This window comes from Janthinobacterium sp. TB1-E2 (assembly GCF_036885605.1).
GTDB classification, from domain to species: domain Bacteria; phylum Pseudomonadota; class Gammaproteobacteria; order Burkholderiales; family Burkholderiaceae_D; genus Janthinobacterium; species Janthinobacterium aestuarii.
The window spans coordinates 2571959-2598951 of sequence record NZ_CP142523.1 but is presented as its reverse complement, the minus strand read 5'-3'; the positions used below and the strand labels follow the sequence as shown (position 1 = coordinate 2598951).

At 64.9% G+C, this 26993-nt stretch carries 31 protein-coding genes; 13 read left to right on the top strand and 18 right to left on the bottom strand.

Features of this window, described 5'->3' with window-relative positions:
• From ssuD to ssuE, 3 genes are read right to left on the bottom strand one after another with little or no spacing between them, the layout of a single operon-like run.
• Positions 1 to 1161 carry an FMNH2-dependent alkanesulfonate monooxygenase gene (gene ssuD, locus OPV09_RS11775; protein ID WP_072454674.1) on the bottom strand — a complete coding sequence of 387 codons (1161 nt, stop codon included), beginning with the start codon at positions 1159 to 1161 and terminating at the stop codon, positions 1 to 3.
• A gap of 12 nt (positions 1162 to 1173) precedes the next feature.
• Positions 1174 to 2184 carry a sulfonate ABC transporter substrate-binding protein gene (locus tag OPV09_RS11770; protein WP_072454675.1) on the bottom strand — a complete coding sequence of 337 codons (1011 nt, stop codon included), beginning with the start codon at positions 2182 to 2184 and terminating at the stop codon, positions 1174 to 1176.
• A 24-nt stretch (positions 2185 to 2208) separates the two neighbouring features.
• On the bottom strand, positions 2209 to 2829 hold the full coding sequence (gene ssuE, locus OPV09_RS11765; protein WP_338681817.1) for an NADPH-dependent FMN reductase: 621 nt from the start codon (positions 2827 to 2829) through the stop codon (positions 2209 to 2211).
• 254 nt (positions 2830 to 3083) lie between these two features.
• Between ssuE and OPV09_RS11760 the strand changes: the two genes are divergently transcribed.
• From OPV09_RS11760 to OPV09_RS11720, 9 genes are all read left to right on the top strand, one after another.
• A complete protein-coding gene (locus OPV09_RS11760; protein WP_338681816.1) occupies positions 3084 to 4298 on the top strand; it encodes an acyl-CoA dehydrogenase family protein in 1215 nt (404 codons plus the stop codon).
• 147 nt (positions 4299 to 4445) lie between these two features.
• A complete protein-coding gene (locus OPV09_RS11755; RefSeq protein WP_338681815.1) occupies positions 4446 to 5273 on the top strand; it encodes a MetQ/NlpA family ABC transporter substrate-binding protein in 828 nt (275 codons plus the stop codon).
• 3 nt (positions 5274 to 5276) lie between these two features.
• The gene (locus OPV09_RS11750) at positions 5277 to 6668 is read left to right on the top strand and encodes an LLM class flavin-dependent oxidoreductase (RefSeq protein ID WP_034757186.1); all 1392 of its coding nucleotides are present in this window, start codon (positions 5277 to 5279) and stop codon (positions 6666 to 6668) included.
• A 28-nt stretch (positions 6669 to 6696) separates the two neighbouring features.
• On the top strand, positions 6697 to 7686 hold the full coding sequence (locus OPV09_RS11745) for an aliphatic sulfonate ABC transporter substrate-binding protein (protein WP_338681813.1): 990 nt from the start codon (positions 6697 to 6699) through the stop codon (positions 7684 to 7686).
• A gap of 6 nt (positions 7687 to 7692) precedes the next feature.
• On the top strand, positions 7693 to 8517 hold the full coding sequence (locus OPV09_RS11740; RefSeq protein WP_338681812.1) for an ABC transporter permease: 825 nt from the start codon (positions 7693 to 7695) through the stop codon (positions 8515 to 8517).
• Between the two features lie 15 nt (positions 8518 to 8532).
• Positions 8533 to 9267, top strand: coding sequence for an ABC transporter ATP-binding protein (locus OPV09_RS11735; protein WP_338681809.1), 735 nt, complete (start codon positions 8533 to 8535; stop codon positions 9265 to 9267).
• A 75-nt stretch (positions 9268 to 9342) separates the two neighbouring features.
• On the top strand, positions 9343 to 10101 hold the full coding sequence (locus tag OPV09_RS11730; protein WP_338681808.1) for a hypothetical protein: 759 nt from the start codon (positions 9343 to 9345) through the stop codon (positions 10099 to 10101).
• A 64-nt stretch (positions 10102 to 10165) separates the two neighbouring features.
• Positions 10166 to 11056 carry a subclass B3 metallo-beta-lactamase gene (gene bla / locus OPV09_RS11725; RefSeq protein ID WP_338681807.1) on the top strand — a complete coding sequence of 297 codons (891 nt, stop codon included), beginning with the start codon at positions 10166 to 10168 and terminating at the stop codon, positions 11054 to 11056.
• A 92-nt stretch (positions 11057 to 11148) separates the two neighbouring features.
• Entirely contained in the window at positions 11149 to 11628 is a 480-nt protein-coding gene (locus OPV09_RS11720; protein ID WP_338681805.1) for an META domain-containing protein, read from the top strand.
• Positions 11629 to 11735: 107 nt separating this feature from the next.
• Here OPV09_RS11720 and epsC read toward each other — a convergent pair whose 3' ends face one another.
• On the bottom strand, positions 11736 to 12674 hold the full coding sequence (gene epsC / locus OPV09_RS11715) for a serine O-acetyltransferase EpsC (protein ID WP_072454684.1): 939 nt from the start codon (positions 12672 to 12674) through the stop codon (positions 11736 to 11738).
• 188 nt (positions 12675 to 12862) lie between these two features.
• Between epsC and OPV09_RS11710 the strand changes: the two genes are divergently transcribed.
• Positions 12863 to 14038 (top strand): multidrug effflux MFS transporter, encoded by a 1176-nt coding sequence (locus tag OPV09_RS11710; RefSeq protein ID WP_072454685.1) that lies wholly within the window; start codon positions 12863 to 12865, stop codon positions 14036 to 14038.
• Between the two features lie 80 nt (positions 14039 to 14118).
• Here the strand turns inward: OPV09_RS11710 and OPV09_RS11705 are convergent, their stop codons facing one another.
• Together OPV09_RS11705 and OPV09_RS11700 are read right to left on the bottom strand one after the other, a co-directional pair.
• On the bottom strand, positions 14119 to 14415 hold the full coding sequence (locus OPV09_RS11705) for a hypothetical protein (protein ID WP_051991917.1): 297 nt from the start codon (positions 14413 to 14415) through the stop codon (positions 14119 to 14121).
• 80 nt (positions 14416 to 14495) lie between these two features.
• Positions 14496 to 14936, bottom strand: coding sequence for a carboxymuconolactone decarboxylase family protein (locus OPV09_RS11700; RefSeq protein ID WP_034757156.1), 441 nt, complete (start codon positions 14934 to 14936; stop codon positions 14496 to 14498).
• A gap of 105 nt (positions 14937 to 15041) precedes the next feature.
• Between OPV09_RS11700 and OPV09_RS11695 the strand changes: the two genes are divergently transcribed.
• Entirely contained in the window at positions 15042 to 16514 is a 1473-nt protein-coding gene (locus OPV09_RS11695; protein WP_338681803.1) for a PLP-dependent aminotransferase family protein, read from the top strand.
• On the opposite strand, the gene OPV09_RS11690 is transcribed toward OPV09_RS11695, so the two are convergent.
• The 6 genes from OPV09_RS11690 to OPV09_RS11665 form a co-directional block, all read right to left on the bottom strand.
• Positions 16483 to 17073 (bottom strand): DUF1287 domain-containing protein, encoded by a 591-nt coding sequence (locus OPV09_RS11690; protein ID WP_338681802.1) that lies wholly within the window; start codon positions 17071 to 17073, stop codon positions 16483 to 16485. The two genes, OPV09_RS11695 and OPV09_RS11690, sit on opposite strands and share 32 nt — an antisense overlap.
• Before the next feature lie 62 nt (positions 17074 to 17135).
• On the bottom strand, positions 17136 to 17471 hold the full coding sequence (locus OPV09_RS11685; RefSeq protein WP_338681801.1) for a DUF6616 family protein: 336 nt from the start codon (positions 17469 to 17471) through the stop codon (positions 17136 to 17138).
• 16 nt (positions 17472 to 17487) lie between these two features.
• A complete protein-coding gene (locus tag OPV09_RS11680; protein ID WP_338681800.1) occupies positions 17488 to 18234 on the bottom strand; it encodes a DNA alkylation repair protein in 747 nt (248 codons plus the stop codon).
• Positions 18231 to 18740, bottom strand: a complete 510-nt coding sequence (locus OPV09_RS11675; protein ID WP_338682280.1) for a MarR family transcriptional regulator — start codon at positions 18738 to 18740, stop codon at positions 18231 to 18233. Before OPV09_RS11675 ends, OPV09_RS11680 begins: the two co-directional genes overlap by 4 nt.
• 71 nt (positions 18741 to 18811) lie before the next feature.
• The gene (gene trxC, locus OPV09_RS11670) at positions 18812 to 19261 is read right to left on the bottom strand and encodes a thioredoxin TrxC (RefSeq protein ID WP_338681799.1); all 450 of its coding nucleotides are present in this window, start codon (positions 19259 to 19261) and stop codon (positions 18812 to 18814) included.
• 88 nt (positions 19262 to 19349) lie between these two features.
• Positions 19350 to 19955 (bottom strand): LysE/ArgO family amino acid transporter, encoded by a 606-nt coding sequence (locus tag OPV09_RS11665; RefSeq protein ID WP_034757131.1) that lies wholly within the window; start codon positions 19953 to 19955, stop codon positions 19350 to 19352.
• Positions 19956 to 20157: 202 nt separating this feature from the next.
• Between OPV09_RS11665 and OPV09_RS11660 the strand changes: the two genes are divergently transcribed.
• Both OPV09_RS11660 and OPV09_RS11655 read left to right on the top strand, forming a co-directional pair.
• Entirely contained in the window at positions 20158 to 21048 is an 891-nt protein-coding gene (locus OPV09_RS11660) for a LysR family transcriptional regulator ArgP (RefSeq protein ID WP_046683652.1), read from the top strand.
• Between the two features lie 105 nt (positions 21049 to 21153).
• Positions 21154 to 22182 carry an alpha/beta hydrolase gene (locus tag OPV09_RS11655; protein ID WP_338681797.1) on the top strand — a complete coding sequence of 343 codons (1029 nt, stop codon included), beginning with the start codon at positions 21154 to 21156 and terminating at the stop codon, positions 22180 to 22182.
• A gap of 106 nt (positions 22183 to 22288) precedes the next feature.
• Here the strand turns inward: OPV09_RS11655 and phaP are convergent, their stop codons facing one another.
• From phaP to OPV09_RS11625, 6 genes are all read right to left on the bottom strand, one after another.
• Complete coding sequence (gene phaP / locus OPV09_RS11650) at positions 22289 to 22924, bottom strand: TIGR01841 family phasin (RefSeq protein WP_034757122.1); 636 nt, start codon at positions 22922 to 22924, stop codon at positions 22289 to 22291.
• A gap of 274 nt (positions 22925 to 23198) precedes the next feature.
• Positions 23199 to 23534 carry a hypothetical protein gene (locus tag OPV09_RS11645; protein ID WP_051991844.1) on the bottom strand — a complete coding sequence of 112 codons (336 nt, stop codon included), beginning with the start codon at positions 23532 to 23534 and terminating at the stop codon, positions 23199 to 23201.
• A 27-nt stretch (positions 23535 to 23561) separates the two neighbouring features.
• Positions 23562 to 23933, bottom strand: a complete 372-nt coding sequence (locus OPV09_RS11640; protein ID WP_081368210.1) for a VOC family protein — start codon at positions 23931 to 23933, stop codon at positions 23562 to 23564.
• 115 nt (positions 23934 to 24048) lie between these two features.
• The gene (locus OPV09_RS11635; protein ID WP_331777747.1) at positions 24049 to 25320 is read right to left on the bottom strand and encodes a YncE family protein; all 1272 of its coding nucleotides are present in this window, start codon (positions 25318 to 25320) and stop codon (positions 24049 to 24051) included.
• Positions 25321 to 25374: 54 nt separating this feature from the next.
• On the bottom strand, positions 25375 to 26268 hold the full coding sequence (locus OPV09_RS11630; RefSeq protein ID WP_338682278.1) for a creatininase family protein: 894 nt from the start codon (positions 26266 to 26268) through the stop codon (positions 25375 to 25377).
• 142 nt (positions 26269 to 26410) lie between these two features.
• Positions 26411 to 26881 (bottom strand): SRPBCC family protein, encoded by a 471-nt coding sequence (locus tag OPV09_RS11625; RefSeq protein WP_338681794.1) that lies wholly within the window; start codon positions 26879 to 26881, stop codon positions 26411 to 26413.
• Positions 26882 to 26993 lie beyond the last annotated feature (112 nt).

Genomic DNA, 26993 nt, shown 5'->3' with positions numbered 1-26993 from the left:
TCAGGCCGCCTTTTTCTGCGGCGCGGCAGGCACGATATTGCTGGCCATGACTTCGCCGAAGGGCCCCGTCAGTGACTGCTCACCCACGGCCTTGCCCTTGCCCAGCAGCGGGAACACCAGTTCGGCAAAGCGGTACGATTCTTCCAGATGCGGGTAGCCCGAGAAAATGAAGGTGTCGATGCCCAGGTCCGCGTATTCCTGCATGCGCGCCACCACGGTCGGCCCGTCGCCGACGAGGGCCGTGCCCGCGCCGCCGCGCACCAGGCCCACGCCGGCCCACAGGTTGGGCGACACCTCGAGCTTGTCGCGCCGCCCGCCATGCAGGGCCGCCATGCGCTGCTGGCCCACGGAATCCATCTTGCCGAAGGCCGCCTGCGCCTTGGCGATGATGTCATCATCGAGGTGGCTGATCAGTTCATCGGCCGCGCGCCAGGCCGCCTCGTTCGTTTCGCGCACGATCACGTGCAATCGGATGCCAAACCGGACTGTGCGGCCTTTTTTTGCGGCGCGCGCGCGGATGTCGGCGATTTTCTCGGCAACGGCGGCGGGCGGCTCGCCCCACGTCAGGTACACGTCCATCTGCTCGGCCGCCAGTTCATGCGCCGGTTCCGACGAACCGCCGAAATACAGCGGTGGATACGGTTTCTGCACGGGCGGATACAGGGTTTTGGAACCCTTGACCTGGATATGCTTGCCCTCGAAATCGTAGCCGGCCGCACCGCCCTCGCCCGCCAGCGTGGCGCGCCACACCTTGATGAATTCATCGGAAATTTCATAACGCTTGGCGTGGTCGGCAAACAGGCCGTCCGCTTCCAATTCTCCCTGGTCGCCGCCCGTGACGACGTTGATCAGGAGGCGCCCGTTCGACAGGCGGTCAAACGTGGACGCCATGCGCACGGCCAGGCCGGGCGTGGACAGGCCGGGACGGATGGCGACGAGGAATTTGAGCTTTTGCGTCACGCTGATCAGCGACGACGCCACCACCCACGCATCTTCGCAGGAGCGCCCCGTGGGCAGCAGCACGCCGTCGTAGCCGAGCGTGTCGGCGGCCACGGCCACCTGGCGCAGGTAATCGGCATCGACAGGACGCGCGCCCTGCGACGTGCCCAGGTAGCGGCTGTCGCCGTGGGTAGGGATAAACCAGAAGACATTCAATGACATGGTATTCGTTCCTTATTTTGCGCTGGTGGCCAGCTGGCGCGCCGGCAGCAGCGCATCCTTGACGACAATCGGTTTCGGGATCAGCTTCAGGCTGGAAAAGGCATCCGCCACCCTTTGCTGCGAAGCGATGACATCGACCGACACGGGTTTGACGCCATACGCATAGCGCGAGGCGGCCAGCGCCACGACATCCTTGCCCAGCCCCGTCTGTGCCGACAGGATCGTCGCCACTTCGTCCGGATTGTTGCGGCCCCAGTCATCGACCTTGGCCACTTCATCGAGCACGATGCGCAGGATCTCGGGATTTTTTTCCGCATACGTGCGCGAAGCCAGGTAGAACTGGTAGTTCGCCACCAGACCCTTGCCATCGGCCAGCACGCGTGCACCCAGCTGCTTTTCGGCGGCCGCCAGGAACGGATCCCAGATGGCCCACGCATCCACGCTGCCCCGTTCAAAAGCGGCGCGCGCATCGGCCGGCGGCAGGAACACGGGCTGGATGTCGGCGTACGCGACACCGGCCTTTTCCAGCGCTTTCAATAACAGGTAGTGCACGTTCGAGCCCTTGTTCAAGGCGATTTTCTTGCCCTTCAAATCGGCCAGGGTGCGCAGGCCGGAACCCTTGGGCACGACGATGGCTTCGCTGGCCGGCGACGCCGGCTCATTGCCGACGTAGACCAGGTTGGCGCCGGCCGCCTGGGCAAAGATCGGCGGCGCCTCGCCCACGGTGCCGAAATCGATGCTGCCCACGTTCAAGCCTTCCAGCAGCACGGGGCCGGCCGGAAACTCCGTCCATTTCACGCCCACGCCCTGTTCGGCCAGGCGTTTTTCCAGGGTGCCGCGCCCCTTCAGCAGGGTCAAGGTGCCGTATTTCTGGTAACCGATACGCACCTGCACCTGGACCTCCCCTTTGGCCTGCGCCTGCGCCGCGGCCGGCATGCCGGCCGCCATCACGCCGGCAGCGGCGGCAAACAGCAGGCCCAAGGTGGTACGGCGCGAAAGTCGTTGTGCGTGGCGGTGTGTCATGGCAGTTCCTTGGTCGGTGAATAATCAGGCGGCTTGATAGTGAGGCGCATACGGCTGGTCTTGCAGCGAACGTACGGGGTGCGGGATCTCGGCTGGCGCGGGCGGACGCTGTCCCTGCAGCACGAACAGGCCGGTGGACAATTCCTCGATGCCGGCCTGCACACGGTCGGCAATCGGCGCGTCCAGGCTCAGGCCCCCTTCTTCGTGCCATGCCAGCTGCTGGGCATTGGCATAGATGCTGGTGAACACTTGCTTGGCGCCCAGCGCATGGAGCACGGGACGCAGCGCATAGTCGAGCGCCAGGGTGTGGGCATGGCCACCGCCCGTGGCCAGCGGCAGCACCAGCTTGCCGGCCAGGCCATCTTGCGGCAGCAGGTCGAGGAAGGCTTTCAGCAGCCCTGTATACGATGCCTTGTAGATGGGTGTGGCGATCACGATGGCGTCCGCATCGGCCACGGCGCGCACGGCGCGGGCGATCGCCGCATCGTCGTAGTCGGCCAGCAGCAAAGCGCGCGCCGGCAAGTCGCGCACATGCAGCTTGGCGTAGCTGTGGCCTTGCAGCGCCAGCTGTTCGCCGATATGCAGCAGCAGGCGGCTGGAACTCGATGGGAGTTGCGGGCTACCGCCCAATAACAAGATGCTCATGTGATGCCCGTCCCTGTAAGTGATCGAAAGTGGCGTTGCTCGGATGCTTGCAGCCTATCGCCATCAGAAGCCCAGTAAAACGAATGCTTTCGCGCTTTGATATGCGTTTTTTGACTATCCGGGCCTGACGCCCCGCAAGCGAAGGTGCCGGTCCCCGCATGGCTTTTTTCGCATATCCATGCGCGGTTTTCTTCGTGTACGGCGCACGCGGGGCGGTGCAATATCGGCGTCATCGTCTTTCTGGAATCTCACTCATGTCTAGCGTTTTTCTCCATGCCGCCCGTCCCCAGCCGCCTGTGCCGGAACCCCTGCAGGACGCCATCAGCATCGCCACGTCGCTGGCCGCGCGCCTGGCCGAAACGGCCAATGCCCGCGACCAGGCCGGCGGCCATGCGGCGCAGGAACGCGAATGGCTGCGTGAGTCGGGCTTGCTGACCTTGTCGATTCCCGTGGAATTCGGCGGCCAGGGCGCGTCGTGGCCCCTCGTCTATCAAGTGATCCGCATCCTGGCGCGCGCCGACAGCGCGCTCGCGCATGTCTTCGGCTTCCACCATTTGCAGCTGGCCGGCTTGCAGCTGTATGGCAGCGCGCAGCAGCAGCGCCGCCTGCTCACCCTGACCGTCGACGAGCGCCTGTTCTGGGGCAATGCCTTGAACCCGCTCGACAAACGGGTCACGGCCACCGACAGCGGCGACGGCTATATCCTCGACGGCATCAAGAGCTTCTCTTCCGGTTCCGTGGGGTCCGACTGGCTGACCGTCTCCGCCTGGCACGCGCCCACGCAAACGGCGCTGATCGCCGCCCTGCCCACGCGCCAGGACGGCGTGACCGTGCAGGCGGACTGGGACGCCTTCGGCCAGCGCCAGACGGACAGCGGCAATGTGCATTTCCACGGTGTCGCCCTGCCGCGCGACCTCGTGCTGCAGGCGCCCGCGCAAGCGGCCACGCCGCAAGCGACCGTCCGCTCGCAGATCGCGCAACTGATCATGAGCAACCTCTATCTGGGCATCGCCGAAGGCGCGTTCGACGCGGCGCGCCAGTACACGGACGAGCAGGCAAAAGCCTGGTTTGCCTCGGGCGTGGCCAGGGCAACGGACGACCCTTTGGTGCAGCACCGCTATGGCCAGCTGTGGCTCTTGCTGCGCCCCGCGCAAGTGCTGGCCGACTTGGCGGCGCAGGAACTGGAAAAAGTGTTCCGCAAGGGAGCGCTGGTGACAGCGCGCGAACGGGGCTTGCTGGCCGTGGCCGTGGCCGAAGCCAAGTGCCTGGCGCACAAGGCGGGACTCGAGATCAGCAGCCAGATGTTCGAATTGACGGGCGCCCGTTCCACCTCGGCCCAGTATGGCTACGACCGCTACTGGCGCAACGTGCGCGTGCATACCCTGCACGACCCCATCGACTACAAGCTGCGCGACCTGGGACGCTTTGCCTTGAACGGCACGGTGCCCGAGCCGACGGCTTACTCGTAAAACCACGGCTTGGGCGAATCGATACATTTACGCCGTAGGCTATTCAGCGGACTTCCGGGGTCAGTCGCTTCGCGATCGGAATACGTCCCATTGGACGTATTTCCCCCGGCGGGTCTGACCCCAGTTCTTCACTATGCAGGAGTTAACATGACCATCACCCGCCGCAGCATCATCCTCACCGCCCTGACCCTCGCCCTGGGCAGCGGCTTCGTCCACGCCAAGGACCCGAAAGACATCACCATCGGCACCAGCGCCGGGCCGTATGCGGACCAGATCAAGCTGGGCATCAAGCCTATCCTGGAAAAGCAGGGCTACAAGGTCAAGCTGGTCGAGTTCAATGACTACATCCAGCCGAACTTCGCGCTGGCCGAGGGTTCGCTCGACGCCAACGTGTTCCAGCACATCGTCTACCTGAAGAAATTCGCGCTGGAGCACAAGCTGGCCCTGACGGACCTGATCACGATCCCGACCGCGCCGATTGCCATCTACAGCAAGAAGCACAAGACCCTGGACGACGTGAAGGAAGGCACGACGGTGGGCTTGCCGAACGATCCGACCAACCAGGCGCGCGCGCTGGTGCTGCTCGACCAGCTGGGATGGATCAAGCTGCGCGCCAGCTTCGACCCCGTGCGCGCGTCGGAAAAGGATATCGCCTTCAACACGAAGAAAATCAAGCTGCTGCCGCTGGAAGCGGCGCAACTGCCACGCTCGCTGGGCGACACCGACTACTCCTTCATCAATGGCAATTACGCGCTGGCCTCGGGACTGAAACTGACGGAGGCGCTGGTGGCCGAGAAAATCTCGCCCAACTACATCAACCTGGTGGCCATCCGCACGGCGGACAAGGACAAGCAGTTCGCGAAAGACCTGGCAGCCGCCTACCGCTCGCGCGAATTCCTCGACATCACAAACAAGCACTTTGCCGGCTATTCGAAACCCGATTACCAGCAAGCGTTGCAGACGGCGGCCAAATAAGCCATGGCCAAGACGATACGCTTCAATGCCTTCCAGATGAACAGCGTCGGCCACCAGTCGCCGGGGCTGTGGACGCATGCGCGCGACCGCAGCCACCGCTACACGGATCCCGCACACTGGACGGAACTGGCGCAGCTGCTGGAAGCGGGCCTGTTCGACGCGGTGTTCCTGGCCGACGTGCTGGGCGTGTACGACGTGTACCGGGGCAGCCTCGATGCGGCCCTGGAACACGGCGTGCAGGTGCCGCTGAACGATCCGCTGGCGCTCGTGCCCATCATGGCGCAGGCGACCACGCACCTGGGTTTCGGCGTCACCTGCGCCCTCACCTACGAACACCCGTATACGTTCGCGCGGCGCATTTCCACGCTCGATCACCTGACGGGTGGGCGCATCGGCTGGAATATCGTCACCGGCTATTTAGACAGCGCGGCGCGCAACCTGGGCTTGAGCCAGCAGCTGGGCCACGACGAGCGCTACGACCTTGCCGACGAATACCTGGACGTCGTCTACAAGCTGTGGGAAAAGAGCTGGGATGACGACGCCGTCGTCAACGACAAGGCGCGCGGCATCTACGCCGATCCGGCCAGAGTCCATCCGATCAACCATGCCGGGCGCCACTACCAGGTGCCCGGCATCCATTTGTGCGAGCCGTCGCCCCAGCGCACGCCGCTGCTCTACCAGGCGGGCACCTCGCCGCGCGGCACGCGCTTCGCGGCGCGGCACGCGGAAGCGACCTTTGTCAGTGGCCCCAGCAAGACGGTGGTGAAACGCTACGCCGACGACTTGCGCGCCGCCGTGCGGCAAAGCGGGCGCGATGGCGACGCGCTGCTGATCTACGCGCAGGCGCTGGTCATCACGGGCGCCACGGAAGAAGAAGCGCGCGCCAAGCATACCAGCTACCTGCGCCACGTAAATATCGAGGCGGCCCTCGTGCTGCTGTCGGGCTGGACGGGCGTCGATTTCAGCCGCTACCCGCTCGACGCCACCATCGACTACATCGATTCCCCGGCCGGCCGCTCGGCGCTGGCCTCGTTCAGCCAGGCCGATCCGGATCGCACGTGGACGGTGCGCGAAGCGGCCGAATACATCGGCCTGGGCGGGCGCGGCCCCGTGCTGGTGGGCGATGCGCGCCAGGTGGCCGACCAGCTGGAAAGCTGGCTCGATGAAACGGGCATCGACGGCTTCAACCTCGCCTTCGCCGTGGCCCACGACAGCATGGCCGACGTGGTGGCCCACATCGTGCCGGAACTGCAGCGGCGCGGCCGCTACCGCACCCGATACGAGGAAGGCAGCTTGCGTCACAAGGTCTTCGGCCAGGGCCCGCGCCTGCCTGCCGATCACGCGGGACGCCTGGTCAGCATCGCACCCGCCGCCGACGCCCTGGCAGCGGCATGACATATCCGATTCCCCGTTCAAGGACACCATGAAACGCAGAACCATCTTGCAACTGGCCGCCAGCGGCGCCACCCTCGCCGCCTTGCCCGGCCTCACCCGCGCCGCCGCGCAAGCGCCGCTGAAGGAGCTGCGCCTCGATTACGCCTATTATTCGCCCACCAGCCTGGTGCTGCGCCGCTTCGGCTGGCTGGAAGAAGCATTCAAGCCGGACGGCACCAGCATCAAGTGGGTGCTCAGCGCGGGCAGCAACCGCGCGCTCGAATACCTGAACGCCAACAGCATCGACATCGGTTCGAGCGCCGGTCTGGCCGCCCTGCTGGCCCGCGCCAACGGCAATCCTATCCGCGCGCCGTATATTTTTTCGCGTCCCGAATGGACGGCGCTGGTGGTGCGCAAGGATAGCCCCATCCGCAGCCTCGCCGACTTGAAGGGCAAGAAGGTGGCCGCCACCAAGGGCACCGATCCGTATCTGTTCCTGCTGCGCGCATTGAAGACGGCGGGCCTGAAACGCGGCGATATCGAACACGTGAGCCTGCAGCATGCCGACGGCCGCGCGGCGCTGGAGCAGGGCAAGGTCGATGCCTGGGCCGGGCTCGATCCGCACATGGCCGCCAGCGAACTGGAAGCGGGGTCGCGCCTGATCTACCGCAACGTGGCGTTCAATACCTACGGCTTCCTGAACGTGCGCGAGGAATTCCTCGCCAGCCGCCCCGCCGAAGTGGGCAAGGTGATACAGGCCTACGAACGGGCGCGCGCCTGGATACGCGCCAACCCAGCCGAGGCGGCGAAGATCCTGTCGGAGGAAGCGAAGGTCAGCCTGCCGGTAGCGCTGCTGCAGGTGAAGCTGCGCAGTGACTTCAGCAATCCGCAGCCGTCGAACGAACATGTGAAGGCCCTGCTGGTGGCCGCGCCCATCCTCGTCGATGAAGCGCTGGTCAAGCCCGGCGCCGACTTGAACCGCGCCATCGCGGACCTGGTCGACACGCGCTTCGCCGCGCCCTTCATCGGCAAGGCGTAAGCGGCCATGGCCAGAGACACGCTCGCCGCGCCGGCACAGGCCCACGACACGGTCGTCCGGCGCAAGCTTCCTCCCTTGCCGCGCGCGGCGCTCGGCCTGCTGCTGCCCGCCCTGGCGCTGCTGGCGGCGGAACTGGGCGTGCGCACGGGCGCCATTCCCGCCAACCTGCTGCCGGCGCCCAGCGACATCGCCGCCACCATCGCCGGACTGGCACGCCAGGACCTGGCCGGCCATGTGCTGGCCAGTACCGCGCGCGTAGTCATCGGCTTTGCGGGCGGCGCGCTGCTGGCCATCGTGCTCGGTGCGGCCGTGGGCTTGAACCGCACGCTGGAGGCGCTGCTCGACCCCACGTTCCAGGCCTTACGCGCCATTCCCTCGCTGGCCTGGGTGCCCTTGCTGCTGCTGTGGCTAGGCATCGATGAAGCGCCGAAACTGGTCCTGATCGGCATCGGCGCCTTCTTCCCCGTCTACATGGGCGTGGCGTCGGGCATCCGCGACGTGGACCGCAAGCTGATCGACGCGGCCCGCATGTACCGTTTGAGCCGTCCCGCGCTGGCGCGGCGCGTGCTGCTGCCGGCCGCGCTGCCCGCCATCTTCACGGGTCTGCGCAACGGTTTGAGCCTGGCCTGGATGTTCATGGTGGCGGCTGAGCTGATCGCCGCCAGCCGGGGCCTCGGCTATCTGCTCAGCGACGGGCGCGAAACGAGCCGCGCCGACATCGTGTTGGCGGCCATCGTGCTGCTGGCCGTGCTGGGCAAGGCCAGCGACAGCCTGATGCAGCGCCTGGAGACCCGTTTGCTCGCCTGGCGCGACAGCTATGCCACCACCTGACGAAAGCACCCACGCATGACTGCCTTGCTTGACATTGCCATCCACGACAAATCCTATGGTGCGCGGCGCGTGCTGCACAATCTGCAATTGCAGCTGCACCGGGGTGAGATCGTCAGCCTGATCGGCGCCAGCGGCTGCGGCAAGAGCAGCCTGCTGTCCATCGTGGCCGGGCTCGATACGAGCTTTCGCGGCACCCTGCGCATGGGCGGCAAGCCGCTGGCCGGCGTGCACGCGGACATCGGCCTGATCTTCCAGGAACCGCGTTTGTTTCCCTGGCTGACGGTGGCGCAAAACATCGCCTTCGGCCTCGGTGCCGGTGGCGAAAATGATCCCAGGGTCGCGCAGCTGCTGGAGGAAGTGGGCTTGCAAGGCCACGCGCACAGCCTGCCCAAGCAGCTGTCGGGCGGCCAGGCCCAGCGCGCGGCGATTGCCCGCGGCCTGTTTGGCCAGCCCCGCATCCTGCTGCTGGACGAGCCGTTTTCCGCCGTCGACGCTTTTACGCGCATGAAGCTGCAGGACTTGCTGGCCGCCGTCGCCGCGCGCCATGGTTTGAGCGTGCTGCTGGTGACCCACGATATCGACGAAGCGCTGCACCTGAGCGACCGCATCGTCATGCTCGATACGCGCGCCGGACCGCGGCGCGCCCATTACGACGTGGCCGCGCCGCGCCCCCGCGTGCGCACGCCGGCGGCGCAGGCGCAATTGAAGGAGACCATCCTCGGCGAACTGCACGCCGCGCACGCGATCTGAGGCTGGCTCGCCGCCCCAGTGACAAGCCTTGTCATTCATGTTAGCTTGCCATGTTGAAAACAAACAGGCGGCTACGTGCACCTTTCCCTACTTACCGTCCTCGCCATCCTGGCCCTCGGCCACAGCGCGGCGCACGCCGATGCGCCGGCCGACACCGGCCAGGCCGTCCACGTCAACAGCATCCGCAATCCGGAATTGAAATCCTACCGCGTGATGGCTGCCGGCCTCGATGCCTTTGACGAGTACCATGCACTGGCGCCCAAGGCGCGCGAAGTGCGCTTCCAGCTGATTCCCGGACCCGACGCTCCTGCGGACGCCATGCAGGACGTGACCTTGCGCATCGCCGGCAACGACACCACGATCACCGTGCCCCTGTCGGCCGATGGCAGCTTTGTGCTGCCCCGCAGCGCGCAAGCCGACAGCGAAGATGCGGACCTGGTCACCAACAGGAAGCAAGGCCAGTTCCGCTGGCAGGCCAGCGTCCGCAGCGACGGTGTGCCGCCCGGCATGCGCCGCCTGGGCGACCTGCGCCTGCAATGCCAGGTGACGGTCGCCATCGCCAAGAAAGAGATCCCATTTTTGATACGTACCCTGGTCGCCACCAAGCTGCGCACCACCGACTGGTGCTCCGCCGACGCGCTCAAGATGGGCACGCACAGCGATCCGGCCATCGCCAGCGCCACCCTGCTCGATGGGGAGCGTCGCGTCGCGCTGCAGGTGAAAAATGGCGGCACGTCCTTCCTGGCGCCCGTGGGCGATACCCGCTATGCGGACGATACCCTGATCGAACTGGTGTACAAGGACACTGGCGATGCGCCGCCCGCATCGTTGTGATGTTTGCGTCCAGCCCCGTTCCATGTCAGCATACGCCACCTTGGCAACACGGATAAGGATCGCAATGCCCCCCACTCTTACGCGCGCGCCGGCGCTGGCACTGGCGCTGCTGCTGGCCGGCCCCGTCGCCCGGGCGCAGACGCCAGGTTGCGACATCTGCGCCACCTGGAACGCGGACCAGGCGCCGTTCCGCATCTTCGGCAATACCTATTATGTAGGCGTGAAAGGCCTCAGTTCCGTGCTGGTGACGTCGCCGCAGGGCCACGTGCTGGTCGACGGCGGCTTGCCGGAATCGGCACCCAAGATCATCGCCAATATCGCCGCCCTGGGCTTTCGCATCGAGGACGTGAAACTGATCCTCAATTCGCACGGCCATATCGACCATGCGGGCGGCCTGGCCGAACTGCAGCGGCGCAGCGATGCGCTGGTGGCGGCCAGCCCGTCGGCCGCGCTGGACCTGGCGTCGGGCGAAGTGGGCCCGGACGATCCGCAATACCACGCGCTGCCCAAGTACCCGCCCGTCAAGGACATGCGCCTGGCGCGCGACGGCGGCCAGTTCAATGTCGGTCCCGTCAACGTGACGGCGCATGCCACGCCGGGCCACACGCCCGGAGGCCTGAGCTGGACGTGGCAATCGTGCGACGGCCCCCGCTGCCTGAACATGGTCTATGCGGACAGCCTCAACGCCGTTTCGCGTCCCGGATTCAAGTTCAGCGCCAGCAGCGAATATCCGAACGCGGTGGCGGACTTGCGCCGCAGCTTCGAGACCCTGGAAAAACTGCCGTGCGACGTGCTGATCTCGGCCCACCCGGAAGCATCGCAGCTGTGGGAAAGGCTGGAAGCGAGCACCACGGCCGGCAGCGAGGCGTTTGTCGACCCGCAGGCTTGCCGCGCCTATGTGGCGGCGGCGCGCACCGTGCTCGAGTCCCGGCTGGAACAGGAAAAACAGCAGTGAACTTGCCAGCGAGCTTGTCAACCGTGCACGCTGGCGCGGCGCCGATCTGCTACGCTGGCGGCTATCATTTATCACCTTAACCAGGAAATACCATGTTCACACTCGCCAGACTGATTCCCCTCGCCGCCATCGTCGCCATCACGGCCGGCTGCGCGCAAACGCCCGTGCGCAGCGACGCTGCCGCCGCCGCGCCGGGCGCCACCTCGCCCGCCAAGCCGGCGCCGAAGCTGACGGGCACGCGGTGGAAACTGAAGGAATTGAAGGGCAAGCAAGTGGTGCGCAAGGCGCCCGAGCAGCGCGAAGTGACCCTGCAGCTGGCTGAAGGCCGCGCCAGCGGCAACAGCGGCTGCAACCAGATGATGGGCGGCTACACCAGCGATGGCGTCAGCACCTTGAACTTTGGACAGATGGCCGGCACCATGATGATGTGCCAGCCGCAGGACATGGACCTCGAGCGCCTGCTGCTGGCCACCTTGGGCGAAGTCAATGGCTACCGCTACGCCGACCAGGAATTGCTGCTGCTGAAGGATGGCGTGCCCGTGGCGCGGTATGAAGTGCTGACGGCGAAGTAAAACTGTGGGGTCAGTCGCTTCGCGATCGGAATCCGCCCTTTGGGGCGCATTCCCCCGTCGGGTCTGACCCCAGCACTAACTCTGGAGTCAAGCCCCTTCCGCCGCACCTAATCGTTACGCATCTGCGCCTGCGATACATTGCTGTTAGCTGGCACGCTCTGCGTCAGCCACACATTCCCCCCGATAGTCGATCCCGCGCCGATGGTGATGCGCCCCAACACGGTCGCGCCAGCGTAAATGACCACGTCATCCTCGACGATGGGATGGCGCGGCGTGCCCTTGATCAGCGCACCGGAAGCATCCGCCGGAAAACGCTTGGCACCCAGGGTGACGGCCTGGTACAGGCGCACCCGCTGGCCGATGATGGCCGTCTCGCCGATCACGACGCCCGTGCCATGGTCGATGAAGAACGAGGCGCCGATGCGCGCGCCCGGGTGGATGTCGATGCCCGTCAGGGTGTGCGCGATATCGGCGATCAGGCGCGCAAGGAATGGCGCACCGAGCGCGTGCAGCTGGTGCGCCAGGCGGTGGTACAAAATGGCGATGGTGCCCGGATAGCACAGCATGATCTCGGCCACCGAGGTGGCGGCCGGGTCGCCCGCGTAGGCGGCCTGCACGTCCGACACGAGCAGCGCACGGATATCGGGCAGGCTGGCGGCAAACGCACGGGTGATGTCGCGCGCCTGCTGCGCCAGGGCCGCATCGTCGCTGGCGGCATCGCCCTCATCACCGGCCGGTACGGAAAAGAGCAAACCGCGCCGCACCTGTTCGCTGAGGCGGTTCAACGTGGTATTGAGCGTGTCGCCGACAAAGTAGTCGATGCTTTCGTCCGTCAGGTTGGGCCGCCCGTAATGCGTGGGGAACAGGGCCGCCGACAGGCCGTTGACGATGGTGGTGAGCGCTTCGCGCGACGGCAGCTCGCGCACCCTGCCGTTATGACGGATCTTGTGCTTGTCTTCGCGCGAGCTGCGCAAAGCCTGGATCACGGGCCCCAGGTTCCACTGGGCCGTGTCGTCGGCGGGCGCTGCGGGATAAATGCTGTGCATGGGTATCGCTTCCAGAAAACGGCAAACAAGCCGGGTCGCCCCAGATTAGCGGCCAGGCAGCGCGATTCCAACGAAGAATTCCAAGATTGCATATACGAAAAACGCATATCGACCACGTGGCAGCCTGCGATCAAACCCGATTGTTGCCACTAGCGTAAAATGACGGACTAACAAAAACACTGTTCAACATGACTAAATTATTAACATGGATCTTGGCGGGCCTGGCGATGGTCGGACCGCTTGCAATTGACACCTATCTGCCGTCGTTCCCCGCCATCGTGCAAGATTTCAATGCCAGCCCCCTGCTGGTGCAGCAAACCCTGAGCTTTTTCCTGTTCACGTTCGCCTTCATGATGCTGTTTTACGGCACCCTGTCCGACTCGTTCGGCCGCCGTCCCGTGATCCTCGTCTCGCTGGTGCTGTATGTGATCGCCTCCGTGGGCGCCGCGCTGGCGCCGTCGCTGGGCTGGCTGCTGGCCTGGCGCGTACTGCAGGGACTCTCGGCGGGCGCCGGTTCCGTCATCGGCCGCGCCATCGTGCAAGACCGCTATTCGGGCGCCGCCGCGCAGAAAATCCTCTCGCACATCATGATGGTGTTCGCGCTGGCGCCGGCCATCGCGCCCGTGCTGGGCGGCTGGCTGCAAGTAGGCCTGGGCTGGCGCTGGATCTTCTGGTTCCTCACGGCGTTCGGCGTGCTGATGTTCGTCGTCGTCTGGCGCGCACTGCCGGAAAGCTTGCCGAAGGAGCAGCGCCAAGCCTTCCACCTGGGCGACATCGCCGTCAATTACTGGAAAGTGCTGTGCCACCGCCAGTTCCTGCTGCTGTCGACGGCCATCGGCGCCGCCTTTGGCGGCTTCGCCCTGTACATCGGTTCGGCCGCCTACTTCATCATCAACATCCTGCACCTGCCGGAAACGGCATTCGCCTGGCTGTTCATTCCCCTGATCAGCGGCATGGTGTTCGGTTCGGCCCTGTCGGCGAAAATCGCCCACCGCTACAGCCAGCGCCAGATGATCTGGGCCGGTTTCATTTTGATGCTGGTGGCGGCCGCCGCCAACATCGGCTACAACTATGTCTTTGCCGCCGAAGTGCCGTGGGCCGTGCTGCCGCTGTTCTTCTACTCGTTCGCCCTGTCGATCGCCATGCCGCCGATGACCCTGATGGCCTTGAACCACTTCCCCAATAACAGCGGCCTGGCCTCGTCGATGCAGTCGTTCATCCAGATGCTGCTGTTCGCCCTCGTCTCGGGCCTGGTGGCGCCGCTGCTGTTCGACAGCGCCTTGAACCTGGCGTATGGCGTGATGGCGGGGCTGCTGGTGAGTTTGGTTTGCTGGGTGTTTGCGCAAGGCAAAAGCGACGCGTAGGTCGGATTAGGCCCGGAGGGCCGTAATCCGACAACATTGTTGGCGGGTGACGTCGGATTACGCGCAAGCGCTAATCCGACCTACGGCCACGGCGCTGGCGTCACATCCAGGTACTGCGCCCCGCCCTGCTCCGGTTCCGCTTCATCCTTTTGCGACGGCTGGTTCAACGACCCCGCCGGCGAACGCAGACTCAAGATCTCCTTGCGCGTCTCGACGAAGTCGGCGGAACTGAGCGGGTGCTGCTGGTCGGGCCAGTGGCTGACAGCCCACTCCTGCAAGGCTTCGAAACGCCGCCACAGTTCGGCGATGAATTCGCGGCGCGCTTCTTCCTGTTGCTCGGGCGTCTTGTCGGCGCCTTCCCCGATAGGTACTTGCATGGCTGCTCCCTGGCTGATCAATCGTCCTGCCAGCCTACGCAGGGGCAAGCCATGCGTCTGTTCGCGAACGAACAAAGAACTTATTCCGGCATCTTGCGAAAGCCCACGGCCAGGCGGTTCCAGGTATTGATGGAGCCGATGGCCAGGGTGACGTTGACCATTTCCGCCGGCGTCAATTGTTCCGCCAGCGCAGCATAATCTTCATCGGACGCGTGATTCTGCGGCAGCAGGGTCAGCGCTTCCGTCCAGGCCAGCACGGCCCGCTCGCGCGGCGTGAAGAACGGCGTTTCGCGCCAGACGGACACGGCATACAGGCGGCGCTCCGTTTCGCCCGCCTTGCGCGCGTCGCTCGTGTGCATGTCCACGCAAAAGGCGCAGCCATTGATTTGCGAGGCGCGCAGGCGGATCAGCTCGAGCAGCGAGTGTTCGACGCCCAGCTTGGCGATCGCCGCTTCCAGCGCATACATGGCCTTGATGGCATCGGGCGAAGCTTGCACAAAGTCGAGTCGTTGCTGTGTCATGATGGCATTCCTTGATAAAGTAGAGATACATCATTGTAGAAGCGCAAGAAGAGTGTGCGGCAGGCCAATCTCCCCGAAAAACAGCAGACCACCAGCAGACACACCATGGAATTACATATCCTGATCGACGGCACGCGCGACCTGGGCGGCCAGCTGTACCGCCAGCTCAGCGAGGCCATCCGCTCGGGCCGGCTGACGGACGGCCAGCAATTGCCGCCCTCGCGCCTGCTGGCCAGCCAGCTGGGCCTGTCGCGCAAGACGGTGTCCGACGTGTATGACAAGCTCGGCTATGAAAAACTGCTGGTCGGCAAAGTGGGCGTGGGCAGCTTCGTGCAGACGCCGCACGCCTCGCCGCAGCGCCGCCACGCCAGCGCGCCGCTGGCCAGCGCGCAGCGCATCGCCCGCTGGGAAGCGACGCCCACGCCCTTGCGCCGCGCCAGCCAGGAAACGCCGGCGCGCTACGCCTTCATCGGCGGACGTGCCACGCCCGCGCACTTCCCGCAGGATGAATGGCGCGCCTGCATGCTGCACGCGCTGCGCCAGGGTGGCCAGGCGCGCGGCCGCTATGGCCCCGTGGAAGGCTTGCCCGCCTTGCGCGCGGCGATTGCCGGCCATGCCGCCTTCAGCCGCGGCATCCATTGCACCGAGGAGCAAGTGCTCGTCACCAGCGGCGCGCAGCAAGCCTTGCACCTGCTGGCGCAAACCTTGCTAGAACCGGGCGACACAGTTGCCGTGGAAGAACCCGGCTACCCGGTGGCGCGCGCTGTGTTCGCCAGCCAGGGCGCGCGCGTGGTGGGCATTGAAGTGGACGAGGATGGCCTGATGGTCGGGCAAATTCCGGACGGCACGCGGCTGATCTATGTCACGCCCGCGCATCAATTCCCGCTGGGCATGCCGATGAGCATGGCGCGCCGTCACGCCTTGCTGGAGCGGGCGCAACAGCTGGGCGCCATCATCATCGAGGACGATTACGACAGCGCGTTCCGCTACGAGGGCCGGCCCGAGGATGCGCTGCAAAGCATGGACCGCTACGGCATCGTCGCGCATGTGGGCAGCTTTTCCAAGATCATGCTGCCGGAACTGCGGCTCGGCTATGTGGTGCTGCCGCAAGCCATCGTGGCCGCCGTGCAGACGGTGAAATACCTGAGCGATTGCCATACGGCCAGCCTGGGCCAGCATGCGCTGGCCAAGTTCATCGGCGACGGCCATTTGCTGCGCCACATCCGGCGCTGCCACGATATCTATGCGGGGCGGCGCGAGCGTCTGCTGCACTGGTTCAACGGTCCGCTGGCGCCGTGGTTCCGCCTGGTGCCGGCCAGCGCCGGCTTTCACGTGGCGGCGCTGGCCCAGGCGCCGCTCGATATCGCCGAATTGCAGCGCCGCGCGCGCCAGGCCGACATCAGCCTGTATGCGCTGGCCAGCTTTTACCATGGCCCCGCCCGCCATGAAGGCCTGTTCCTCGGCTATGGCGCCATCGACAAGCTCGATATCGACACGGCGCTGGCCAAGGTGCTGGCGATCCTGCAGGAAATAGCGCCCGTATCCGTCAGCGCGGCTGCCAGCGGTAGTGTCCCGTGATCGGATAGCTGAACAGAATATTTTCCTCGCGCGCGCCCTCGCCGATGTTGTGGATGATCAGCGGCACGCCGCCCCACGACTGTTTGTCGCTGACGATGCCGATGTGCGTGAGGTTGCCCGGCAGGCGCCACGTGACGATGTCGCCCGCGCGGTAGGCCTTCTGTTCCTTGCTTGGCGGCAGGCTGGTGCCGTGGCGGGCAAAGTAGGTGCCCAGGTTCGGCACGCGGCGGTGGTCGATATTGCGGTCCGGTCCCTTCATCTGCCAGCGTCCCTGCTGCTGGTACACCTGCCACGCCTTGCGCATGTCTTCGTGTACGAGCACCTGCAAATCCTGCCCCAGCTGGCGGTAAGCGCGCACGACCACGTCCGTGCACACGCCCCGCTCGAGCGGCACGTCGCCGCCCGGATAGGCGAGCCGTTCGTAGCGCGGATCGTACTGCACGGTCACGCCCACCTGCTTGCGGGCGGCGGCGACGAGGGCTTGCGGGGTGGCAGGGACTGCTGACGCCAGCATGGGCGCCAGGGCAAGCAACAGGGTGGAGAGCAGTTTGGTTGGCATCAACGTCAGTGTTCGGATGGAAATGCCAACTTTACCGCAGCGGCAAGGAAAACGCCGTACGCTTAAACTGCGGCCAGCTGCGCCAGGTGGCCAGGGAAATCCACGGCCGTGCCAGCCGCATTGACGGTGTCGAAGTAATCATGCCAGCCCGTGCCGGCGATGCCCGCCAGCAAGGCGTCCAGTGCCGCCCCGTCCGGGAAGCGCCAGACGGCATAGAATTGCTGGGCAGCCGCGTGCAGCTTGCCGCCATCGATGGCGCCCATGGCCAGCGCTTCGGCGCCCATGCCGGACAAAGCCGCCATGCCGGCGCCGACCCTGTCGAAATACGCCTGGCGCGCGGCGCCGTCGAGGGCCAGCCAGGCCGGTTTCGGGCTGTACAGTTCTAACAGATAATGCATGTTTTCCTCCCAATGATTAAGAAAGCGAGCGCTGGGCGCGCTTGCAGATGCGTTGCGTCGCGGCAGCGGGGCTTTCCTGCAGCCATTGCGCGCACAGGCTGCGCACCCAGTCCGGCTGGCTCTTGGCCGCATCGTTGAGCCAGTTGGCCACGGAATCCTGCACGTAGATGGCCGGGTCGGCGCGCAAAGGCTGCAGCACGGGCAAGGCCAGCTGCGGCTGCGCCTTTAACTGGGCGATATGCGCGCACCACACGCCGCGCGGACGCAGCGCTTCGCAGGCAAAGCGGCGCACCCGCTCCGACGGGTCCGCCGTCCACGGCGCCAGCAAGGTGATGGCCTCGTCAAGATGCGCCGCCAGATGGGGGCGTAACGGCAGCCAGGCCCATTCACGCACGCCGAAGTGGCCATCGTCGGCCAGCGGCCGCATGGCAGCCAACCGCTGCGGCAAGCTCAATCCAGCCTGGGCGGCGATGGCAAAGCAGACCCAGCCCCGTACCGTGTCGGATGGGTGGGCTTGCAGCAAAGCCAGATCGGCCTTGGCGTCCAGCAGCAATTGCGCCGCCAGCGCCATGCGCCTGGTGATGCCGTCTGCCGCCTGCGCGCGCATCTGCTCCAGGCGGGCGGCGCCAATACCGGGCACGGCCGCGGCCAGCAGCTGGGCGAAATCGATGGCCAGCCCTTCCGTCAGGGTGGCGCTGGGCACATTGCCCCCGTTCAGCAGGGCCAGGCGCGCGGGCGCGATGTCGGCGATGCCGCGGCTCATGCGGCACCCCGGTCCGTCTTGCGCCAGGCTTTTTCCAGCAGCGCACTCAATAGCTGCATTTCTGCCGGCGTGAAATCGGCAAACAGGCTGGCGATCCACTGCGCGTGCTCATCGACCAGGGTCGCGGCGGCCGCTTCTCCCTTGGGGCTCAGGCGCACCAGCAGCTTGCGCCGATCAAGCTGGTCAGCATGGCGCGCGAGGAAACCGTCGCGTTCCAGGCCGTCGAGCAAGCCCGTGATGGTGCCGCGCGTCACGCCTGCCCGCTCGGCCAGTTCGTGCGGCGAAAGTCCGTCGGGCACGTCGCGCAACAGGGACAGCAGCACAAATTTCCCTTCCGACAAGCCATGCCGGCCCAGGCGCACAGCGCAATCGCCATCGATGGCGGACGCCAGGCCCAGCACTTCAAAGCACAGGCGCAAGCGCGCCGTGGACTGGATCATGTCGAGACCGCTGGCGCGGCGCTGCACGTCACCGAGCAAGGCCGTGTATTTCTGTTCGAGTTTTATCATATGGCGCAATATAATATGGCGCCATATTAAATGTCAAATGGAAAACCTCGACGGTTTTCTCTGGATGTTTAAAATCGTGCCTTGTCTCGTGCCCACGCGACGATGGCATTCGCATCGATGGCGCCCGGCTGGCGCGCCACTTCCACGCCTCTACGGAACAGGGCCAGGGTGGGAATGCTGCGGATATTGAAACGGCTGCCCAGGTCCGGCGACGCTTCCGTATTCACCTTGACGACGCGAAACGCCGGCTCCAGGGTCTTGGCGGCTTGCACATAGAATGGCGCCATGCTGCGACACGGGCCGCACCAGGGCGCCCAGAAGTCGACCAGCACGGGAATGTCGCTGCGTTCGATATGCTTGAGGAAACGGGCGCTGGCCAGGTCCACGGGCTGGCCCGTGAATAAATCCTTCTGGCACTTGCCGCAAGTGGGCTGTTCCGCGAGCCGCGCGGCCGGCAAGCGGTTGACGGCGTCGCAATGGGGGCACACGATGTGCAGGGAGTCTGGCGTGTTGGTCATGGCATTCCTGGAAAGCATAGCGTCAAGTTGACAGCTATTCTACGGGGAATTGCCGCGCGCCGCAGGCAGGCTGCGGCGCTTGTCCCGCTTACAGGAACAGCGAGGCGGCGATGGCCCACATGACGAGGGCAATGATGCCGTCGAGCACGCGCCAGGCCATGGGCTTGGCAAACACGGGCGCCAGGTAGCGGGCGCCAAAGCCCAGCAGGAAGAACCACAGGGCCGATGCCATGATGGCGCCGCCGGCGAAGTAGAAGCGTCCCACGCCTTCATGCTGGCCGCCGATCGAGCCGAGCAGGATGACCGTGTCGAGGAAGGCGTGCGGGTTCAGCAGGCTGAACGCCAGCGCCGCGCCGATCACGGCCCAGTAGCCTTCGGGCGACTTGGCGGCCGACACCGTCAGGGCCGTTGGGCGCCAGGCGGACTTCGCCGCGCGCAAGCCGTAGGCGATCAGGAACGTGGCGCCGCCGGCCTTGGCCCACAGCAGGAAATTCGGGTTGTCGGCGATGAACGTGCCCATGCCGGCCACGCCGGCCGTGATCAACATCGCGTCGCACACGAGGCAGACCAGGATACAGGTGAGCACGTAGTGGCGCTTCAAGCCCTGTTTGAGCAAGAAGGCGTTTTGCGTGCCGATGGCCACGATCAGGCTCGCGCCGAGCCCCATGCCTTTCAAGAAGATTGCGCTGTCCATATCGATTCCTTTATTGCTTTCCATCACGCGCACGGCCGCCCACGCTCTGCCGGCAAAGGCAAAGTCATCAGAGGTAGGTGGAGGGTGGTGCGGAACCAGGAGGACCGCGCGGCAGAGTGGAGTTGTTACCCTATTTCAACAGTGTAAAGAAAAAGTAAATATAAGTATAATGAATGATTCTAACCATATATAAGAGAAACTTATGCGTGTCGTCGATTACCGTGGATTGGCCGCCCTCGACGCCGTGATCGGACTGGGCAGCTTTGAAAAGGCCGCGCAGGCGCTGGCGATCAGCCAGCCGGCCGTGTCGCAGCGCATCCGCACCCTGGAAAATCTGGAAGGCACCCTGCTGATCATCCGCAGCCACCCGCCCCTGCCGACGGAAGCAGGCCAGCGCCTGATCGCCCATTACCGGCAAGTCAAGCTGCTCGAAGCGGCGCTCGACGCCCAGCCCGGCCCCACCACGCAATTGCCGGCGCTGGCCATCGCCGTCAACGCCGACAGCGCCGCCACCTGGATTCCGGAAGCGCTGGGGCCGCTGCTGTTGCCGCCGTCCTGCCTGCTTGATATCCGCCTCGACGACCAGGACCACACCCTGAGCCAGCTGCGCGAAGGGCGCGTGTTTGCCTGCGTCACCAGCGCCAACGACCTGGTGGCCGGTACCACGGCCACGCCGCTGGGCGGCATGCGCTACCTGTGCGTGGCCTCACCAGGGTTCGCGCAGCAGTGGTTTCCCCATGGCTTTACGGTGGAAGCCGTCAGCCAGGCGCCCGCCATCACGTTTGGCAGCAAGGATGCGCTGCACGAGCGCTACCTGCAGCACCGGCTCGGCTACACGGGCCGCTATCCGCACCATGTGCTCGGTTCTGCGCGCGACTTCGTACGCTTCATCGAAGCGGGCTATGCTTATGGCATGGTGCCTTTGCTGCAGGCGGAAACGGCGCTGGCCGCCGGCCGGCTCATCGACGTGGCGGCCGGGCAAGCGCTCGACGTGCCCCTGACCTGGCATGCCTGGGATATCCAGACACCCCTCACGCGCACGCTGTCGGACGCCGTCATCGCCACGGCGCGCAAATGGCTGTTACAGGATTGATTGACGCATGCAACATTTATCTATGCCAGAGAGCAACTTTCCCATGTGCGCCCTGCCCAGCCTGGCCTACACTGCAAGCATCATCCACCACCATCGGGAGCTTGCATGACGATCCTGCGCACCACCCTGCTCGGCGTGCTGGCGGCCATCCCGCTCGCTGCCGGCCTGGCCGCCTGCTCGCCCTTGACCGCCATCAATGCCTTGTCGTCCGGCAGCGCCTCGCAAGTGACGCGGGGCCTGGCCTACGGCCCCCTGCCACGGCAGAAACTCGACGTGTATGCCCCCAAGGCCCGCACGGGACCCGTGCCCGTCGTGGTGTTCTTTTATGGCGGTAACTGGACGACGGGCGAACGCGCCGACTATGCCTTCGTCGGCCACGCGCTCGCGGCGCGCGGCTACCTGGCCGTGATCGCCGATTACCGGTTGTATCCGGACGTGCACTACCCCGAGATCTTGCAGGATGCGGCTCGCGCCGTAGCCTGGGCCGCGATGGAATCGCGCCGCCATGGCGGCGACCCGACGCGCCTGTTCGTCATGGGCCATAGCGCCGGTGCCTACAACGCGGCCATGCTGGCGCTCGACGCCAGCCTGCTGGCGCGCCACGGCATGCGCCCGCACGACTTGCGGGGCTGGATAGGCTTGGCCGGCCCCTATGATTTCCTGCCCATCGAAAATATCATCACCCGGCCCGTCTTCTTTTACCCGGACACGCCCGCCGCTTCGCAGCCCATCCACCATGTGACGGCCGACGCCCCGCCCGCCCTGCTAATCGCCCCGCTGCCCGGCAAGGACAAGCTGGTCAATCCGCAACGCAACACGGGCGGCCTGGCCAGCGCCTTGCGGGCGCTGCACCGGCCCGTGACGGAAACCTATTTCGACCACGTGGGCCACGCCACCCTGGTCGCCACGCTGGCCGGCCCCTTGCGCGGGCTGGCACCCACCCTGGATGCCGTCAGCGCCTTCATCGATGCGAACAGCGGGACCGGGAGCGGTGACGCGGCCTCGTCCGCAGTCTTGTCCGCGGTCTTGTCCAATACAGCCTTGCCGGCAGGCATAGCCTTGCAGCCTCACGTATCTGGCGCGGCCATGCCGGCGCCTGAGCCGCACGCCTACGACAAAACGCCCGCCCCGTGAAGGGCGGGCGTTCTGCCTGAACCAATACGCACGATACCGCGTGCCGTCTGGCCGCATAGCAAGGCTCGGCCCTCGCGATGCGGCTCAGCTGCAAGCAGCCTCGTGCTTACTCTTTGCGGCTGGCGCCGCTCTTGCTTTGTGCAGAGCCCGCTTGCGAGGCGCTGCCGCTGGCCGAGCCTTCGCTGCCGGCCGACTGCTGGCTGCCCTGGTGGCTGGCGCTTTGCAGGCTTTGACCGTCACGGCTTTGCGCACCACGTTGCTGGTCGCGGTTGGCGCCGTTTTGCTGATAAGCCTGGAACGGTTCAGCCATGCGCTGCATCGCTTCCTGCTGCTTGCGCACGTTTTTCTCCGTTTCTTCCGAAGCGGTGCGGGCCACTTCTTCGGCCAGGGCCTTGGCGGTACGGCTCGTTTCATTCACATGACGCTCTGCCACATTGGCCAGTTCGACCTGCGTATCGGCGGCCAGGCGCGACACCTGTTGCTGGTACTTGCGCAATTGCTCGGCGGCTGGCTGGCCCGATGCGGCAGCCACCTGGAACGCATCTTCAGCGCGCTCGACCGTCAGCAGGTTCTGGCTGGTGACCGTGGTTTCTTCCAGCAAGCCTTGCGCCAGTTGCATATTCAGGTCACTGAACTGCTGCATCGATTGAAACAGCGACTTCGACAGGCCATTGAAGAAAGCCAGTTGTGCTTCCAGGTGGTTTTTGGCGGCGGGGGTAACACTACGGGAATATGGATACATGGAGTTCCTCATTAAATAGCGGTTGGGTGGACATATGGCGGCACCACCGGCTGTCGAACGGATAGGCAGACGGCCGGGCTACGCCACGAAACGCGAAAAAACATATCCGGTTGGTGGGAAGATGCTTTGCAACGCGAGTCCCAAGGCTACGTGAGCACCACAGGTGAGGGATGATCTGGATCAAAGGTGCGCCAGGCAGCGCAGAAAGTTTGTACTGGACAGCCTGCCCTTGGCAAACGTCAGTAACAGAGGGGGAAATTTGTGCCAGGCAGGCTCAGCCAACGGCGCCCGTGCCTGGCACGACGGGCTTGTAGCCATGGCTGCGCAGCGAGGCTTCCAGCCAGCGGTTGCCATACCAGCCACGCGCCAGCAGGTAACTGAGTTCCGCGCCGGCCATCAGCAGCATCATCGGGCCGATGCGCATTCCGGTGGCGAGATGACTGCCAAACCACAGGCAGGCATCCATCGCCAGCATGAGCAGCAACAGCCACCAGCGGCGCTTGGCGACGGCCCAGAACGAGCCCAGGAACAGGGCCGGCCAGGAAAAACCCGCTTTGACGTAGGCATAGCGGCCGGCATCGTCGGCAAACAGGGTGGCGCTGTGCTTCATGCTGCTCTCTTCAGGTAATGCCCGGCGTCAAGACTCGGGACGGTGGCAGACGGCTTCGACATTGTGGCCATCGGGCCCCAGCACGAAAGCGCCATAGTAATTCGGGTGGTACAGGGCGCGGATGCCTGGCGCGCCATTATCCTTGCCGCCCGCTTCCAGCGCGGCCTTGTAGAATGCGTCCACCTGGGCGCGGTTGTCCGCCGCGAAGGCCAGATGCATGCCGGCATGCGGCTTGTCGCCCACGCCGAACCAGAAATCGGGCTTGCCATCCTTGCCCATGCCAACCCAGCCCTGCTCTTCCATCACCACCGATACGCCCAGTGGCGCCAGGGCGGCCGAAAAGAAGGCCTTGCTGGCCTGTGCATCGCTGACATTCAAACCGATGTGATCAAGAATCATGGTGGCGCTCCCTGGAGGTAGTGGAATAGAAAATACAGTATGCGCCAATATTGCTTTTTAGGCAATCACGACTGTATATCCGCCGCAGTTACTCCAGGAAGCGCCATGCGCCAGCCTAGCGCAGGTTGCCCGTATGGCCGAGCGAATAGCGGCCCGGCTGCGGCCACACGGTCAGGCCGTGCGGCTCCTGGCCGACTTTGACCTTGGCAACGTCGCCGCTGTTCGTATCGATGCGGTAGACCACGTCGTCGAAACGGCCGGACAGCCACAGATATTTGCCGTCGGCGGACACATTGCCCATGTCGGGGCTGCCGCCGCCGGGTATCGGCCAGTTCGACACGACTTTTTCCGTCGCGAAATCGATCACGCTGACGCTGCCCTTGCCCTTCGGCTTGCCATGGATGCGGTGCGTGCCGCGGTTGGCCACGTACAACTTTTTGCCGTCACGGCTAGGGTACAGACCGTGCGCGCCCACGCCCGTCTGGATGAAGCCGATTTCCTTCAGGGTGGCGCCATCGACGATGTGCACGCCGTCGGCGTCCATGTCGGCGATAAAGAATTTCTTGCCGTCTGGCGAGATCCGTATGTCTTGCGGCATGCCTTTCTTGACGCTGCAGATTTCATTCGCCGGGCCGCCCACAGGACCGGACTCGGCAAAGCGCTTGGCCGGCATCTGCAATTTCAGGTAGCCGTCGACCTTGCGGCCCACCAGATCGATCTTGGCGATGGTGCCGTCGAACTCGCAGGTGAACATGGCGTAGCGGCCGTCATTCGAAAAGTCCGCATGGTTGATGCCGCCGCACTGGGGCGTGTCGATCGAATACTGCACGGCCATGGTCTTCGGATCGCGGAAATCGAGGCGGTGGCGCGCTTCGGCCACGACGATGGCGGACTTGCCATCGGGCGTGTAGTACATATTGTAGGGGTCATCGACGGGCACTTCCTTGCCCGGCTTGCCCGTCAACGGGTCGATTGGCGTCAAGCTGCCCTTGTCCGTGCGCTCGGCATTGTTCGCCACCCACAGGGTGCGCAAGTCCCACGACGGCACGACGTGCTGCGGGCCGCTGCCGACCTTGAACTTGTCGACCACTTTCAGGCTCTCCTGGTCGATCACGTACACATCGTTCGAGCGCAGATTGGGCACGTAGACGCGGCGCAAATGATCCTTGACGACGGGGCTCATATTGCTGCTGGCGATGCTGCCGTACACGTTTTTCGGATCCACCAGCGGCGGCATGCCCGGCAGCGGCGAATAGGCGGCGGCCGGCGCTACGGCGGCCGGGGCCGGCGTGCTGGCGCCGATGACCTGGCTGGCCACGCCCAGGCCGGCCAATGCGGCAGCCAGGGCGGACAAGGTGACGATGGTGCGTCGTTGAGATTTTTTCATGTAATTTCGCGTCGTTTCGTTGCAAAAGCTGGAAGTTCAGCACTTCCAGCGGAATTATTTAGTACGTTGCAGCAGCTGCTTGATGGCAGCCACCGACGTGTCCACCTGCAGCTTGATACCGATCTGGCCCAGTTCAGCCGTCGCCCGCGAGGCGTCGCCGCGCACGCCGTCCGCCACGCCGGGCTTGGGTCCGTGCGCCATGGCCTCGCTGCGCACCAGCGACGGGTCCGTCGCCAGCATCAGCGCCGCGTCCGCCAAGCCCGCATGCAGGCCGATCTCGGCGCTGCTGTGGCCGCGCTTTTGCAGCTCGGCAATATACGCCGATTGCGTGATGTCATAGTAGTCGAGCAAGGCGTAAGCGCGCGCATCCTTGGCGGTGGCGGCTTTGCCCCAGGCACGGTTGAGCTTGTTGGCTACGTTCTGCTCGTTTTTTTGATAGCCGCCATGGTCGCCGAGAAAGATGATGTCGCGGAAACCATGCTGGCGCAGGCTGGCGGCCGCCCCTTCCAGCACGGCTTCGAAGGCGGCGGGCGGTATCGAGATGGTGCCGGCAAAGCGCATATGGCCGGCCGGCGGTACAATCGCGCCTTCGGGCACATAGGAAACGACGGGCGCGACGATGGTATTGCCCAGCTTTTGCGCAATCTGCCGCGCCAGCAGCCCGGCGCGCACATTGTGCTTGCCCAGCGCGATATACGGCCCGCTCTGCTCGACGCCACCTATCGGCACCAACACGGTCGTGGCGCCGTGGTCGATACGGCTGCGCAACTCCGTGCTCGTCAGCTCTTCCAGCATGACGCTGCTGCTGGCGGGCGCAGCCGCCATCACGGACGCGGCTGGAATCAGGCAGAACAGGGTCAGGGCAAACAGGGAGCCGAGTGGCTGGGACCGACTCGATGGCGCGCAAGGCGCAAGAGGTACATTCGGCAGGGGGAACTGCAGAGTCATAAGCAAACATCTTTCCGAGGTCAAAGGCGCCGTGCCCGGCATTGCCAGGCAAGCTGGCTGCCACGCAAGAATTGTATTCCATCATGAGGGGAACGGCACGTTAATTTGACGCGGCAGTTTGCAAGGAATTGACGAGGGGAAACTATCTATCAGGCTGTTGTCGCGCTGGCCCCGCCGCTTCACCATCATGGGGAGTCTTGTTGCGCTTCTCGGCATAGGCCTTGAGCGAGCGCATCGTCCTGGGAAGCCCGTCCCGGACTTGCCTGGCAACGCCTGGCCCGAACAAAAAGGCAAGCGCTCCCGTAAACCACACGCGGTGAACGACTTCCGATCCGCCATCTGCGGCAACCACCGTGTGCTCGAAATGGATGCGGAACAAAGGGATGTAGCCTTCGACGGTGAACGAGCGGCCCGCGGAGCGCTCCGTGACGAGCATGGGAATGCCCATCCCCTTGCTGGGAACGATACGGCCATGTGTTCCCACCGCAAATGGCCCATTGAGCCGGGCTTGCTTGGTGTCCGGATCCCACTGATGCCATCGGTCAACCTCGCTCCAAATCTGATCGACGACCGTGGGCGGGACTGCAATGTGGATGCTTTCTTCAATTTGCATCAGTGGGTATCTCCCTATTAATATCAATATAATTGCATTCTGGCTGTACAAACAAATGACAAGGCATGTATCCACACCTGGGCACGATGCTACCCTAGAAACGCTGGCCAAG